13 protein-coding genes and 1 pseudogene are annotated in these 15,693 nt (G+C 42.6%); 6 read left to right on the top strand and 8 right to left on the bottom strand.

Going from position 1 to position 15,693, the window contains the following annotated elements; translation table 11 throughout:
* Positions 1-673 precede the first annotated feature (673 nt).
* A complete protein-coding gene (locus ACPUEY_RS09675; RefSeq protein ID WP_092820916.1) occupies positions 674-967 on the bottom strand; it encodes a hypothetical protein in 294 nt (97 codons plus the stop codon).
* 530 nt (positions 968-1,497) lie between these two features.
* The gene (gene tyrS / locus ACPUEY_RS09670; protein WP_180043256.1) at positions 1,498-2,730 is read right to left on the bottom strand and encodes a tyrosine--tRNA ligase; all 1,233 of its coding nucleotides are present in this window, start codon (positions 2,728-2,730) and stop codon (positions 1,498-1,500) included.
* 63 nt (positions 2,731-2,793) lie between these two features.
* Here tyrS and ACPUEY_RS09665 point away from each other — a divergent pair, with 63 nt between their 5' ends.
* Positions 2,794-3,921, top strand: a complete 1,128-nt coding sequence (locus ACPUEY_RS09665; protein ID WP_425121930.1) for an anhydro-N-acetylmuramic acid kinase — start codon at positions 2,794-2,796, stop codon at positions 3,919-3,921.
* Positions 3,922-4,019: 98 nt separating this feature from the next.
* Here the strand turns inward: ACPUEY_RS09665 and ACPUEY_RS09660 are convergent, their stop codons facing one another.
* From ACPUEY_RS09660 to ACPUEY_RS09645, 4 genes are all read right to left on the bottom strand, one after another.
* Positions 4,020-5,306, bottom strand: a complete 1,287-nt coding sequence (locus tag ACPUEY_RS09660) for a lytic murein transglycosylase (RefSeq protein ID WP_425121929.1) — start codon at positions 5,304-5,306, stop codon at positions 4,020-4,022.
* Positions 5,307-5,968: 662 nt separating this feature from the next.
* Positions 5,969-7,090, bottom strand: coding sequence for a 5-(carboxyamino)imidazole ribonucleotide synthase (locus ACPUEY_RS09655; protein ID WP_425121928.1), 1,122 nt, complete (start codon positions 7,088-7,090; stop codon positions 5,969-5,971).
* A 27-nt stretch (positions 7,091-7,117) separates the two neighbouring features.
* Entirely contained in the window at positions 7,118-7,630 is a 513-nt protein-coding gene (gene purE, locus ACPUEY_RS09650; protein WP_131273565.1) for a 5-(carboxyamino)imidazole ribonucleotide mutase, read from the bottom strand.
* 179 nt (positions 7,631-7,809) lie between these two features.
* On the bottom strand, positions 7,810-8,148 hold the full coding sequence (locus tag ACPUEY_RS09645; RefSeq protein WP_092820924.1) for a DMT family protein: 339 nt from the start codon (positions 8,146-8,148) through the stop codon (positions 7,810-7,812).
* 256 nt (positions 8,149-8,404) lie between these two features.
* On the opposite strand from ACPUEY_RS09645, the gene mpl reads away from it, so the two are divergent.
* On the top strand, positions 8,405-9,769 hold the full coding sequence (gene mpl, locus ACPUEY_RS09640) for a UDP-N-acetylmuramate:L-alanyl-gamma-D-glutamyl-meso-diaminopimelate ligase (RefSeq protein WP_092820925.1): 1,365 nt from the start codon (positions 8,405-8,407) through the stop codon (positions 9,767-9,769).
* Positions 9,770-9,831: 62 nt separating this feature from the next.
* On the opposite strand, the gene ACPUEY_RS09635 is transcribed toward mpl, so the two are convergent.
* On the bottom strand, positions 9,832-10,305 hold the full coding sequence (locus ACPUEY_RS09635; protein WP_425121927.1) for a BLUF domain-containing protein: 474 nt from the start codon (positions 10,303-10,305) through the stop codon (positions 9,832-9,834).
* A 239-nt stretch (positions 10,306-10,544) separates the two neighbouring features.
* Here ACPUEY_RS09635 and ACPUEY_RS09630 point away from each other — a divergent pair, with 239 nt between their 5' ends.
* Complete coding sequence (locus tag ACPUEY_RS09630) at positions 10,545-10,856, top strand: hypothetical protein (RefSeq protein WP_425121926.1); 312 nt, start codon at positions 10,545-10,547, stop codon at positions 10,854-10,856.
* 358 nt (positions 10,857-11,214) lie between these two features.
* Positions 11,215-12,299, top strand: a pseudogene (locus ACPUEY_RS09625) (zinc-dependent alcohol dehydrogenase family protein).
* 54 nt (positions 12,300-12,353) lie between these two features.
* Here ACPUEY_RS09625 and ACPUEY_RS09620 read toward each other — a convergent pair.
* The gene (locus ACPUEY_RS09620) at positions 12,354-12,638 is read right to left on the bottom strand and encodes a GNAT family N-acetyltransferase (RefSeq protein ID WP_261182900.1); all 285 of its coding nucleotides are present in this window, start codon (positions 12,636-12,638) and stop codon (positions 12,354-12,356) included.
* A gap of 379 nt (positions 12,639-13,017) precedes the next feature.
* Here ACPUEY_RS09620 and ACPUEY_RS09615 point away from each other — a divergent pair, with 379 nt between their 5' ends.
* A complete protein-coding gene (locus ACPUEY_RS09615) occupies positions 13,018-13,974 on the top strand; it encodes a TerC family protein (protein ID WP_425121925.1) in 957 nt (318 codons plus the stop codon).
* A 215-nt stretch (positions 13,975-14,189) separates the two neighbouring features.
* Entirely contained in the window at positions 14,190-15,506 is a 1,317-nt protein-coding gene (guaD, locus tag ACPUEY_RS09610; RefSeq protein WP_425121924.1) for a guanine deaminase, read from the top strand.
* Positions 15,507-15,693 lie beyond the last annotated feature (187 nt).

Below are 15,693 nucleotides of genomic sequence, written 5' to 3'. Positions count from 1 at the left end.
TTGCTCAAATAAACTTCGAGTAATTTCTACCATCAATCAATGAAAATAATTTCGATCGATCAACCAGTAAAAATCCACACAAGTTGTTCTTCATAATCTCTTAATGATCTTTCTAACACCTCGTCAGTGCCAGAAGCTGGATTCAATAAACTTAACAACTCAACGCTTCGCGTTTTGTTCGTTTCCGTCTATCTCGTCGGTATGGGGTGCATTCTAGAGGATTTCAGAATCATTGCAACCCCCAATTCACTATATTTTTCACGTATGTATCTTTTTTCTACGAATTTTATTAAAAAATCACTTTTTTATCTAAATTTTGAGCATTTTTATCAAATAAATACCGTATTCATTGCTTTTCAAATATAAATAGCTGGATTTTTTAAGACCTGATAGCTATCAAAAAATCATAAAAAATACATAAGAGCTAAAAAATGAATCTCGATCTGCAAAATTTTTCTAAATTCTCTAAACAAGCTGAGCAATATTTCCTACTTTTCTATCAGACTTATAGATTGCACACCCGATTTGACGTCTACTGAATATTTTTATATTTACTTTCCTTATCCATCTAAACTTTTTAGTTAGAAAGTATCGAGCTATTTCGTGATAGCTTTATATCTCTCACAAATAAACTCGATATTTACAGCATACCTGACAAGAATTTAAACACTCATTAAGCCGCATGTTCCTGAGAGTTACACCCCACCCAGTGCCGCATTACTTCCATAATCACTTCTTTCTTGCCACTATAGTCTTCAGCAGCAAATAATAATTTAGCCCGACGTGGTAATCGTTCTTTGACCAAAGAAAACAGAAGATAGTGTGATGCGAGATCTAATTGCTGAAACAAGGCTTGTGCTTGGGCAAAGGATTGTTGTTTCTGTTCAGGCGAATCGTATTCGAACAGGAAACGTAAAATGAAATCAATTTCCTGGTCAAAAATATTTTGAGTCTGGTAATGGTACATAAATAATACTTATCCTCTTTTTATAACTTTTATAGATCTTCTTTGAGACCTCATATCATGAGCATGCTGATAAGGTGATTCAATTTCAGCACTTACACTGCAGTCTAACCTGTATTTTAAATAAATGAAAAATGTAGCAATTGAATCAAAGTCAAAGGAAATAACGAAAATTTGGAAATAAAAAAGGAAGAGATCTCTCCCAAAATCTCTTCCTTGGAGTTGAATCTTTATTCGATCCATCGTGTCATTATTATAGTTATCTACAAAAATTTAAAAAAAGTCTCCTGGGGAAGAGACTTAAAAATTGCGGAGCTTTTCTTATAGAGTTACCCTCTAGATATGTTTTCTACACAATGTCTAGATGGATAAATCTTAAACATAAAATATGACAAAATCAAGACAATTGGAAAAATTTAAGTATTGTTTTTATAAGCTTTTTTTTGAATTTATATATTTATAGAATTCATATATAACTAAAAAAATAAAAGCAGACCGAAGCCTGCTTTTATTTCAACAACTTAGAATAGTACTTAGTCTACAAAAGTCACTTTTGCAATTGCTTTTTTGCTGGCTTGAACGATCAAAGTCACGTTCTCTTTCACAGAAAAATTAGCATCAACCACATTCCAGTCTACTTTAACGGCACCACGACCAATCGCATCTTTGGCTTGAGCCGCATTTTTGGTTAAACCCGCAGCACGTAAAATAGAGGTAATAAAGATTTCACCGCCAAATTCCCCACGTGAAATGGTCACTTCAGGTGTTCCTTCAGGCAATTCACCTTCAGTAATCAGGTTACCCGCACCTTTATGTGCAGTTGCCGCAGCTTCTGCACCGTGGAAACGCTCCACCAGTTCAAGCGCGAGAATCTTTTTCACTTCTTGCGGATTACGGCCTTCAGCCACTTCTTTTAACAGCTGCTGGATTTCTTCAATCGACTTGAAGCTTAACAGATCAAAATAACGCTCGATCAGGGAGTCTGGCATTGAAAGGACTTTTTGGTACATCGCACCCGGTGCATCAAACACGGCAATGTAGTTACCTAAAGATTTAGACATTTTATTCACGCCATCTAAACCTTCAAGAATCGGTACCGTAATACAGACTTGTGCTTCCTGGTCATAACGACCTTGCAAAGTACGCCCCATCAACAGGTTAAAGGTCTGGTCTGTACCCCCCAGCTCTACGTCAGCATGTAGTGCGACCGAGTCATAACCTTGCACCAATGGATATAAAAATTCATGGATCGCAATCGGTTGGTGGCTGTTGTAGCGTTTGGTAAAGTCATCACGCTCCAGCATACGCGCTACAGTCTGTTGTGAAGCTAGCTGGATTAAATCAGCTGCAGTTTTTTGAGCAAACCATTCAGAGTTGAATACCACCTTGGTTTTAGCCGGATCAAGAATTTTAAATACTTGTTCTTGATAAGTTTTTGCATTTTCCAGCACTTTTTCACGGGATAATGGCGGACGAGTCGCGCTTTTACCTGTGGGATCGCCAATCATGGCGGTGTAGTCGCCAATCAGGAAATAAACTTCATGCCCCAAATCCTGGAACACTTTCAATTTGTTAATCAGAACCGTATGACCCAAGTGCAAGTCAGGTGCAGTTGGGTCAAAACCCGCTTTAATTTTAAGCGGACGATTTTCTTTTAATTTCTTCAGAAGATCTTCCTCGGAAATAATTTCATGCGTGCCTCGTTGAATGAGGGCAAGTTGTTCTTCAGCCGGCAGGAAATTTGACATCACAAAACCCAAACACATCAGTTATTCAATTTGTGCGATATACTAACACTTTTTCAGCACATTGCAGGCTTAAGAATAATCATGACAGCGATCTATATTGGGGTAATGACCGGCACAAGCATGGATGGTGTCGATATTGTTGCTGCTTCTTTTGATCCCTTACAGCTTCATGCGACCCTCACTTTGCCCTTTGATCCCGATCTTCGTGACGAACTGATGGCACTCACCCTACCGGGCGACAATGAAATTGACCGTATGGGCAAAGCTGACGTTGCTTTAGCCACCATGATTGGTCAGGGCATTAATACGCTCATTGAAAAAAACAACTTAGATCGTAGCCAAATTAAAGCCATCGGTTCGCATGGACAAACCATCCGCCACCGCCCTGAACACGGTTTTACCCTGCAAATTGGTGATCCCAACATCATTACTGAAATAACACAAATTCCAGTCATTTCAGATTTTCGTCGTCGCGATATGGCGGCTGGCGGTCAAGGTGCTCCGCTGGTTCCTGCATTTCATCAAGCCTTGTTCCAACATGACAGTATTCATCGTGTGATTCTGAATTTAGGCGGGATTGCCAATGTCAGCATGCTGCCTGCCGGCAAACCCGAAGCCGTTTTTGGTTTTGACACCGGCCCTGCCAACATTCTCATGGATGCCTGGTGTCACCGCTATACCGGTCAGCCCTATGATGAAAATGGCAACTGGGCAGCATACGGACAACCGATTCGCAGCCTGCTGGACCGCTTGCAGGCGCATGAATTTTTCTCCAAAGAACCCCCGAAAAGTACCGGCCGTGAAGACTTCAATCTGGAATGGCTGGATGAACAGATTCTCGACTGGCGTAATGACCTAGAATATGACGAGCTAGAAGATACCCCTGAAAATGTTCAGGCGACCTTAATGAAACTCACTACCCGTGCCATTAAAAAAGCCATTTACCGTTCTGACATGGATACCGGTGAAGTCTATGTCTGCGGTGGCGGAGCCTATAACTCGAACCTGCTTGAGCAATTGCGCTGGCGTTTACGCAAACACGAATGGACAGTACAAACCACTGCCGATTTAGGACTGAACCCAACCTGGGTGGAAGCCACTGCTTTTGCTTGGCTGGCGATGCGTTTTGTGAATCAGCAAAGCGGGAATCTGCCTGCAGTTACGGGTGCAGCGGGCTATCGTATTTTAGGCAGTATTACCGCAGTCTAAACATTTTTTGTTTCAAAGCTTCAGCATAGAAAAGGTCTGCATCAAGCAGACCTTTTTTATCTCTATACGTTTATTGCTTCTATACTTTACAGGATCAGTTACCTCATCAGATTTTTGGCATTTTCCTGACGAAAAGCATTCAGAATCTGTTGTCCAGCCCGTCCGGTTGGACTAAGACCCAAACGAATCTGCTCCTGACGGATCGCTTGACGGGTTTTATCCCCAATCAGGCCATCTACGCTGCCAATGTCATAACCGCGATTGATCAGGAACTGCTGAATTTCACGACGTTCTGCACGTGAGGTTCCTGCATCATCGGTAGGCCAAGCTTTACTAAAACCGCCCTGACCTTGTAAACGGTCTGACAAATGTGCAATCGCCAAGGCATAACTTTCCGCCGCGTTATAACTATATATAGCATCAAAGTTCTTGAAGACTAAAAATACCGGCCCATTTGCACCTGCAGGTGCCATAAGGCCCGCAGCAGATGACTCGCTTAAATTACCCTGAATGAGTGCTGTACCATCAGCACGCACCACACCACGACTCACCCAGCTGCTTAAAGCCTTTTTATTGCGACGGCTTTCCCCGGTAATGGACATGCCTTCAGGGATTTTAACTTCAAAACCCCAAGGTTGCCCGGTTTGCCAGCCACGCTTTTTCAGAAAATTTGCAGTTGAAGCCAGAGCATCTGAGGTACTGGACACCAGATCACGACGACCATCACCATCAAAATCCACCGCCAGCTCTTCATAGGTGGAAGGCATAAACTGGGTATGGCCAAATGCTCCCGCCCATGAGCCTTTCATTTGCTGCTCGCTTAAGTCACCGCGTTGTAAAATTCGCATGGTGCTAAAGAATTCGCCACGAAAAAAACCTTGCCGACGCCCTTCACAACTTAAAGTACCCAAAGCCTGCAATAAAGGATAACTTCCAGAAATATCGCCAAAGTTACTTTCCACCCCCCAAACAGCGACCACTGTTTCAGCCGGCACTCCATAAGTGGCTGCAACACGATTCAACACATCACGGTGCTGGGCTAATTTTTGACGCCCGAGTTGCACTCGCTCTTCATCCACCAGACCGGATAAATAGTCCCAAATCGGAGTCGAAAATTCAGGCTGATAATTCAATTTATCAATCACGGAATAATCGGGGGTTAAATTTTGCGTATAGCGATCATAGGTAGAACCACTTACACCCGAGTTCATAGCCTGAGTACGTAAATTAGCAATACATTGCTGAAAATTATTTCGCGGAGTCAAAATTTGATTTGAAGGTGTCGTGGAAGTGACTGTGACAGGTTGACCATTAATAATCAGCTCAGCATTGGCTTGAGTCATGGCAAGGAAAACTGAACCTAAAACGAAAGCTAAGCGCTGCATAGTATCCTTTACGATCTTTGAATTTAAATTATGCTTTTACCATACCACCATCAGCACATCGTTTCTGAATCAAATCGTAAATTTAAATTCATTTTCTTCATTTTAAATTCATATTTCACTTTTGAATTTAAAAATTTTATCCACAGGCTTTATTTTTAGATTTTTTAAATTCAAAACACAGGCAAATATGAATTTAAATTTATTATTTTAAATTTAAAGCAAAATTTTAAATTCAAATAGCTTGTGGATAAGTTAATTCCACTATTTTTATAGTTTTAGAAAGCGAATACTTTAAATTCAAAATCCTATTTTTTAAATTTAAAAGTTTAAATTCATTTCTCCTTAAACCATTTGAATTCATATTTTTTAAATTCAAATGCACGAGTTTAAATTTAAATTCATATTTTTGAATTTATTTTTATCTTTTGAATTTAAAAATTCCTGCATCGTTTTACAACAATAAAACTGAAATACAGAGCCATTCTATTTGTTTGTTTTTTATTTAGTCTATTTATAAATCATTGTACAAATAACATACAATTATTTTTTCCTTGTTCCGATAAATGGCATCTTCCTCGAAAAGAGGCGCAATCATGCCCGAACTGCAGGCATAAAAAAAGCGATCATTGGCATGACCGCTTTTTTATCATTCAAACTTGGGTTTAAATGCTCATATCTTCGCTAAGTGCCAGTGGATTTGGCAAAATTTTCGCCAATGCGCGGCATAATGCAGTCAGATCAGCACGGTCATTTGGCATCAGGGTGATATGGCCAATCTTACGGCCTTCACGCTCAGTCTTGTTGTAAAGGTGCAAATGAGCACCATTTAAAGCCAAGACATCTTCAGACTTAGGATGTTGACCAATAATATTGATCATTACCGTTGGGCGAACCACTTCAGTTGAACCCAATGGCAAGCCAGCCACCGCACGAATGTGGTTTTCAAACTGCGAGCAAACAGCACCTTCAATTGACCAGTGACCCGAGTTATGCACGCGTGGTGCCATCTCGTTGGCATACAAGCCTTTGTCAGTGACAAACAGCTCTAGCGTCAATACACCGACATAATTCAAATGATTGAGCAGGCGAGTGATGTAGTCTTGTGCAACCGGCTGTAAATCGGCACTGTTGGGTGCCGGAACAATCGAATGCGACAAAATGCCGTTGTGATGATGATTTTCAGCCAATGGCCAGGTTTTCACATCACCATTTTGGCCACGCACTGCAATAATTGAAACTTCACGTGAGAAAGTCACAAAACTTTCTGCAATGAGTTCACCGGCAGGACCAAGTTCTGCCCAAGCCTGATCAATCTGATCGGCTGAACGAAGAACAAACTGGCCTTTACCGTCATAACCACCACGTGAGGTTTTCAAAACGATGGGTAAACCAAGTTCTGCCACAGCAGCCTGCAAGCTCTCAAGTGAAGTAACCGCTTTATAAGGCGCTACCGGAATCTCCAGCTCATCAAACAAGGCTTTTTCAGACAGACGATGCTGTGCAATTGCCAGAGCCTGACGTGGCGGATGCAATTGTTTTTGCTGGGTTAAAACATCCACATCTTCCAGTGGGGTATTTTCAAATTCCAGGCTGAACACATCTGCACTTTGAATGAAATCTTGCAGACCATTTTCAGCTTGGCTTGAGATGACCTGGCCCAAAGCTGCAGAAGGGCAATCTGTATTGGCTTCAAAGAAGGTACATTGAATGTTCAGCGGTAGAGCCGCTTGTGCCATCATACGGCCGAGTTGACCACCACCAAAAATACCGATGGTTTTATCCATAACGTGTGTCCCGTTTTAAGCTTGGCTTTAGTTTTGACCAGGAATATTTTTGCTTGCCACTTTTTCAGTTTGCGCAGCGCGGAATTCAGCAACATTTTTGGCAATGTCAGGACGTGTCAGACCTAAAATCTGTGCTGCCATAATGGCGGCATTGGTTGCACCGGCAGGACCAATTGCCAAGGTACCCACTGCAATACCGGCTGGCATTTGCACGATCGAAAGCAATGAATCTACACCGTTGAGGATTGAAGATTTCACCGGTACACCCAGAACAGGTAAATCGGTTTTTGCCGCACACATGCCTGGAAGATGCGCTGCACCGCCAGCACCGGCAATAATTACCTGAATGCCACGCTCACGCGCTGTTTCCGCATATTCAAATAAACGGTCTGGAGTACGGTGTGCAGAAACAACTTCCGCTTCAAATGGGACGCCAAGCTGTTTCAGCATATTGGCAGTGTGTTCCAGAGTTGCCCAGTCAGATTGGGAACCCATGATAATTCCAACGAGAGGTTGAGTGTCTGCAGCAGCCGCATTCATTGCAAATGTTCCATAAACGAATGTAAGGAAGGATAAATCTCGACAAGAGCCAAGTTTTAAATGAATCACAAGCCCGATATTATAGACTGATTTTTCATCTCACCAAAATTTAACAGCACAAGCAGGCGGATATTTTCATTTTTTTTATAGAAATCGCTGAAAATAGGGCAGTGGCCAATTTACTGGCTACGGAATACAAAATAAATACAGCCCACCAAACAGAGACCTGCCCACACATAATCCAGTTTAAAAGGCTGTTTAAACAGAAAAATCATAAAAGGCACAAACACCAGCAAGGTCACCACTTCCTGGGTAATCTTCATTTGTCCCACGGCCCAGCCTTGTTGGGCAAGCAGGCGAGTGGCCGGAATCATAAAGCTATATTCAAGCAGGGCAATCACCCAGCCAAATAAAATTGCTTGCCAGATTGGCGCCCCATGTAAAAATTTAAGATGACCATACCAGGCCAAAGTCATAAAGCAGTTGGAAATAATTAAAAGCAGCAGGGCAAAGTACATAGTCAGTTCATCTGGAATAACTGCAAATATTTTACGTTTTTACCATAAAAAAGCATGTGATTTCCTGACTGATTTTAGCTCGGAGAAATCCCGATCCCAAAGCCTCCTAAACTACTGGATGTAATGCCGGGAATAGATACAAGAAAGACTATCTTTTCCGCAAAACCCTTGATATCGTTGCTTTCAAATTGAATAAATCATGACAACACCACCAACAACAACGTGATGTGTCTAAAAAGCAGTGGAGTTAAAACGCATGCATCTGCATATTTTGGGTATTTGTGGCACCTTTATGGGCTCGCTGGCACTCTTGGCGCGTGATTTGGGACATAAGGTGACGGGTTCAGATGCAAACGTCTATCCACCCATGTCGACCCAACTGGAAAATGCAGGCATCAGCTTGATGCAGGGTTATGACCGCAGTCATTTGCAGCCGCATCCGGATCTGGTCATTGTCGGTAATGCCATGAAGCGTGGCATTGATGCTGTGGAATATATGTTAAATGAGGGTTTACCGTATATTTCAGGTCCGCAATTTTTGGCCGATCATGTTTTGCAAGGCAAACATGTGCTGGGTGTTGCAGGAACCCATGGTAAAACCACAACGACGACCATGCTGGCTTGGGTACTGGATCAGGCCGGTTTAAACCCGGGTTTCCTGATTGGTGGCGTGCCCCTAGGTTTTAGTGAAAGCGCACGCTTAGGTGGCGGTAAATACTTCTGTGTAGAAGCCGATGAATATGATTCTGCCTTCTTCGACAAGCGTTCCAAGTTTGTGCATTACCATCCTAAAACCGCAATTTTAAATAACCTTGAATTTGACCATGCCGATATCTTTGATGATCTGGCCGCCATTCAAAAACAGTTCCATCACCTGGTGCGGACCATTCCCAGCGAAGGCCGCATTATTGCCCCAATCACTGAAAGCAATATTGATGAAGTTCTGGAAATGGGCTGCTGGACCCCTGTGGTTCGCACTTCGTTGGATGCCAATGACAAAGCCTCACTTTCTGCCGAACAACTGTCCGCAGATGGCTCGCACTTTAAGGTACTGGAAAATGGTGTGGTCAAAGGCATCGTTCAGTGGAATATGACCGGACAGCACAGTGTGGCCAATGCCCTGGCGACCATTGCAGCAGCTGAACACGTGGGTGTTGCCATTGAAACTGCATGTGAAGCACTTTCAAACTTTGGCGGGGTAAAACGCCGTATGGAATTGCTGGATACGGTAAAAGGCATTGAGGTGTATGACGACTTTGCCCATCATCCGACCGCGATTGAAACTACGCTGGACGGCGCACGCAAACGCCTGGGTGAACGTAAACTTTGGGCCATTATTGAACCACGTTCCAATACCATGCGTATGGGTAGCCATAAAGAGGGCCTGGCACACTCGGCACGTTTGGCCGATGAAGTGATCTGGTATCAACCGGAAGGGCTGGACTGGGATCTACAGCCCGTAATTGACGCTGCACCGAACAAAGCCGTGGTGGCACGTTCGCTGGATGACATTATTCAAACGGTGACCACAGAAGCAGGCGAGGGCGACGCTGTAGTGATTATGTCAAATGGCGGTTTTGGCGGCTTACACCAGAAACTGATTAGTGCGTTAAAAGCGTAGAGGTTGCACTTCAACTGCTCATCCAAGAATATTAAAAGGCTCACGTCCTGTGGGCTTTTTATTTAAAAATAATTTTGATAGCCCCGTTTAGTCAGACCGGTTCTGGGTTGAACCTCATGCCGGGCTTCTTCCATTTTAAGCAATAAACGAAGAAACTTGCTCATTTCCTCAGCATGCAACTGGTGCGGCTGGAATTTCTCCAAGCCTATTGCTTTGAATAATCTGCTGATCTTGCCATGCTGGTTAACATATTTCATCGACCATTTTTTAAAATGAATCTGCTCAATCCTATGGTCAGGAAAACGCTGAATCTGATGATGGCGAGCATCCTGACTGATCTTTGAAAATAAGCCTTCCAGCTGCTGTTTTTCACCTTCAAGACATTGAAAATAAATGCCTTCAGCATAATAAAGCACGCCATAAATATCATGTGCCTGATTAAAAGATCGTGCCGTCGCTAAAATGTCACTTAAATCCTGTAATAGATCATTGCCGGATTCAACACGACTACTGGCATAACATAATTGAATCAGCATAAAAATTCCTATTTTGACTTATACAACTTTGTAATCGTCCGTTTTTCTTTCACGGCTCAATATCCTAAGCCCCTACCATAATTGATTGTTTTTTAATCAAATGTAATTTTATTCTTACATGCTCATTTGATCAGGACGGCTTAATTTTTCAATGAGATGCTATTAACTTAAAGTTAAACAAATAAAAAATAAACAATTTTCTAAAATCAGGAGATAAGCATGTTAAAAAAGTTTTTATCATGACTGGATTATTGTGCCTTTACTTAAGCTTTATTATTGTGTTACACCGCTTCGGTGTGGAAGAAATGCTGAATATCGCAATTTCATCTTGCCTGTTGGGAATCTCGCTTAAATTCTGGGTACAGCAGCATTTTTATTTAATGGTGAGTCTGGTTATTTTAGCATTGCCTTTTCTGTGGCTCGAACAGTATAAAATGCTTGAAATGATGCTGATGACCGCCTTGCTGGGCGTCACCCTGACCCACCTGGTCCAGTCCCGTAAAAAATACCTGTTAAAATCCAAACCCTATAAATCTGTTTTAAGAGATTGATCAGGCAGATAGAACAGGCAAAATCTGTCTAATCTGTCCTGACATTTTATGAGAGCCGATCAAGCTAAACATATTGCTGTAAGCCCACAATTTCAGGCTTTGTTGAAATCACATCATTCTGTAAGCAAAGCTGTCTGAGTAATGACTTTGTCAACTACTATTGCTAGCTTAGATATACAAACTCTGCGTATTCATGCTCAATACTTCAACGTCCTATAAATACGGCAGGGCATCTGATTAACTTCTTTCTTCCTATCATCATTCAGTGTTCCTCTAATTAAATATTCTGCTTTAATTTTTTTAAAGAGGAGATTAATTTGATAGTGTGAAAGAGATGAAATAACAAAGGAATAAGCTGATGACAACAATGAAAGCAATGGTCTATTACGGCGAAAATGATATCCGCTTTGAAGAGCGCCCGATTCCCCAAATTATTAATCCCGATGATGCGGTGATCCGAGTCACCAAAACCACCATTTGCGGTACCGATTTAGGCATCTGGAAAGGTAAAAACCCTGAAATACAGGAACATGCCAAAACCCTAACCGGACAGTTTAATGGCCGTATTTTAGGTCATGAAGGTATCGGTATTGTTGAAGAAGTCGGTTCCGCAGTCAAAAAATTCAAGAAAGGCGATCGGGTCATTATCTCCTGTATTAGCCACTGCGGTATCTGTGAGAACTGCCAAAAGCAACTGTATTCCCACTGCCAGAATGGCGGAGGCTGGATTATGGGCTACATGATCGATGGTGCCCATGCGGAATATGTACGGACCCCTTTTGCCGACACTTCGCTTTACCTTTTACCTGAAGGCTTAAATGAAGATGTCGCGGTGTTTTTATCCGATGTACTGCCAACTTCACATGAAATTGGCGTGCGATATGGCAATGTAAAACCCGGTGATAGTATTGCCATTATCGGCACAGGACCAATCGGGATGGGTTGCGTGCTGACCTCACAATTCTATTCGCCTTCTGTCATTATTGCAGTCGATACAGATGATCACCGTTTGGCACTGGCCAAGGAATTGGGTGCAACCCATACCATCAATTCAGCTCAAGAAGATGCCATTCAGCGCATTTTGGACATTACCGAGGGCAGGGCGTAGATTGCGCGATTGAAGCCGTAGGTGCAGAACCCACCTGGAATATTTGTCAAAATGTGGTGAAAGAAGGCGGGCATCTGGCCAATGTCGGGGTCCATGGCAAGTCGGTCAATTTTGAAATCAACAAGTTGTGGATTAAAAACCTGACCATCACCACAGGTCTGGTGAATGCCAATACTACAGACATGCTCCTTAAAACCTGCTGTTCCGGAAAATTGCCGATGGAAAAACTGGCATCGCATCATTTTAAATTTGCTGAATTTGAGAAAGCTTATGATGTGTTTAAACATGCCGCAGACCAGAAGGCCATGAAAGTTATTATTGATCTGGATCAGTAGGTTCAAAACATAAAAAAGCCCAAAAAATTGGGCTTTTTAAATCACTTTTTAAACTTAGGCGACAACGTCTGCCAAACTCTGATCACGTTTAAACATCACATCGACATAAGAACAGGTGGGCACAATTTTCAATCGTTTTTGACGGGCAAATTCAACTAAAACATCTAGCAATTTTCGTGCTACGCCTTGGCCACGCAAACAATCATCCACCCAAGTATGGTTGGCGATAATTTTATGCTCACCAGTCCAGATATAAGTGATTTCCGCAATTCGTTGACCTGCATCATTCAAAGTAAAAAATTCACCTTGTTGGCCATTATCGTGGTGTTGAAACTGCATCGCTAGTCCTCACTTTTTATTTGACTGAAACCAGAATACGTTAAAAGTAGATTATTTTAAAACATTGTGAATAGATAAAATTTGCACAATTCACATAAATATGCGATTCTTCAGCCACATTTGGATGAAATCCAAAACAAAATTAAGTTGAACAAGGGGAGTAGCCTCCTCCAGACCTGATCTTTTAATCTTACTCAAAGATCAGGTGTCAGAATATCGTCATTACACTTTGCAAAAAGTCGGTATCTGAGCATCTGAATTTACAAAATATAGATATTCAGATGTAGGCAAGACCTTGATCATGTTGACAGAGATTTTTAAATCATCTGGCAACAGGTCAAGGTTTTTTTATGGCCAGTTGTCAGATGTGGAGATTTTTATGGAATCCATTGGCAACCCTGGATTGTACCTGGCCTTTTTTTTGATGATAGCAGTCATGCTGATTGTCGACTTTATTGGTTTTAAACACACCGAAGACCAGCCCGTTAAAGTGAAGGTAGCCGCCTATTGGAGTGTGGCCTGGGTTACTGCTTCAGTCCTGTTTGCAGGCGGTTTATGGCTGTATTTGCAGCAAACTGCAAGTGTGGCCTTAGCCAATCAAAAAACCATGGAGTTTTTTGCGGGTTATCTGTTAGAGAAATCGCTGGCGATTGATAATGTATTCGTCTGGTTAATGATTTTTGCAGCCTTTGCCATCCCTCCTGCCTTACAGCGTAAAGTGCTGCTTTATGGCGTACTCGGCGCGATTGTTTTACGTACCATCTTTATCTTTATTGGCGCGTGGTTCGTGCAAGAATTCTCCTGGATTCTCTACATTTTCGGTGCCTTTTTGGTCTATACCGGCTTTAAATTCCTGAAAGGCCATGAAGATAATCCGGATATTGAAAACATTGCCCTACTCAAGTGGTTACGTAAACATATGCGTATTACGCCACATCTGGACGGGCATAACTTTTTCGTGCGTCAAAACGGCGTGTTATGGGCCACCCCCTTATTTTTAGTGCTGGTTTTGGTTGAAGGTTCCGATGTCATTTTCGCAGTCGATTCTATTCCGGCAATTTTTGCAGTCACCACCGATCCCTTTATTGTGTTAACCGCTAACCTGATGGCGATTTTAGGCTTACGTGCCATGTTCTTCTTAATGGCCGGGGCGGCCTCTAAAATGCATTACCTGCCTTATGGCCTAGGGGTTATTTTACTGTTTATCGGTTTTAAAATGCTGATGCTGGATGTGTTCCACATGCCAATCTGGATATCGCTCAGCTTTATTGTGATTGTCCTGTCCATTACCGCATGGCTGTCGATTCGCTACAACAAGCAGCAACAGCAACTTTAATTTTCATTCAAATGACCGAGCCTTTCATCGCTGCGATGGAGGGCTTTTTTATTGCCCATCTTTCAAGCGACGGGATAGTTATCCATACAGTTTTTCATCCTTGAGCATGCCGCTCCATGCATCGCACAGGGGAGAGCATGAAACCCATCCGATCGGGTTTAAGGGCAAAATTTCAGGTACAATCAATCGAAAAAATTCAAAATTGCAGGTTTTCAATGTCTTCTGTAGTTGCAACGACGGCGGTTCGCGGTCGCTTCCTAGATATTCAGAATACGGTTGCCCAAGCGCGTGATATTCACGACCAAGTGCGATATGTAGAAGATGGTTTACTGATTGCCGAAAATGGCAAAATTCGCTGGTTTGGCGACTGGCAAAGCGGCCAGCAGCATGTTCCGGCTGATGTTGAAGTGCATCATTATCCCGACAAGCTGATTGTGCCAGGTTTTATTGATACCCATATCCATTTCCCGCAAACCGAGATGGTCGGGGCCTATGGGGAACAGCTGCTCGAATGGCTGAATACCTATACTTTTCCGACGGAATTGCAGTTTAAAGACAAAGCTTATGCCGACAAAATTGCGCAGTTTTTTGTCCAGGAATTATTAAAAAACGGCACCACCACAGCTTTGGTTTTTTGTACAGTACATGCGGAATCGGTCGATGCCTTATTTGCAGCCGCAGAACAGTATCAAATGCGTTTAATTGCCGGCAAAGTGATGATGGACCGTCATGCACCAGAAGATTTGTGTGACACGCCAGAGACCGCTTATCAGGACTCTAAGGCATTGATTGAAAAATGGCATGCTAAAGGCCGCAACCTGTATGCCATTACCCCACGTTTTGCACCGACCTCGACGCCAGAACAACTGGCCAAAGCAGGGCAGCTAAAAGGGGAGTATCCCGATGTGTATGTGCATACCCATTTAAGTGAAAACAAGAATGAAATCGCCTGGGTCAAAGATTTATTTCCAGAGCAAAAAGGCTATCTGGATGTCTATCACCATTATGGTTTAACCGGGCAGCGTTCGATATTTGCCCACTGCGTACATTTGGAGGATGCCGAGTGGGACTGTATGCATGACACCGACTCGGCCATTGCCTTTTGTCCGACCTCAAATCTATTTTTGGGGAGTGGTTTATTTCCCTTGAAAAAAACCTGGGAAAAACAGGTCAAAGTCGGTTTGGGCACAGACATTGGCGCAGGCACGTCCTTCAGCCAACTGCAAAGCTTGAATGAAGCCTATAAAGTACAGCAGCTTCAGGGCGATAAACTCTCGGCATTCGAGTCTCTGTATCACGCGACCTTGGGCGGCGCCAAAGCCTTGGATCTGGAGGATAAACTGGGTAACTTTAACCTGGGCAAAGAAGCCGATTTTATTGTGCTGGATTTAAAAGCCACTGCACTGCAGGCACTGCGTCAGGAACATGCTAAAAGCATTGAAGATGCTTTGTTTGCCCTGATGACCATGGGCGATGACCGTAATATTCATGCCACCTATATTTATGGAGCAGCAGCCTATGTCAAAAAGTGAAGTGAGGAAAAAATCCGCTAAAAAGATCATTGTGTGGAGTGGAATTGCCCTGGTGTGTGCATTTTTACTGAAACGTGATACGGTGCAGCACAAGGCCTGATGAGATTTACAAGCGCAAAAAAGATGCATCTCTTAAACAGATGTATTAAAATTAAAACAACTTTAGAGGTGTTGCTGGTCAACACCT

The organism is Acinetobacter sp. G11, from assembly GCF_049808495.1.
Lineage (GTDB): Bacteria > Pseudomonadota > Gammaproteobacteria > Pseudomonadales > Moraxellaceae > Acinetobacter > Acinetobacter kookii.
This window is presented reverse-complemented; position numbering and strand designations above follow the sequence as displayed.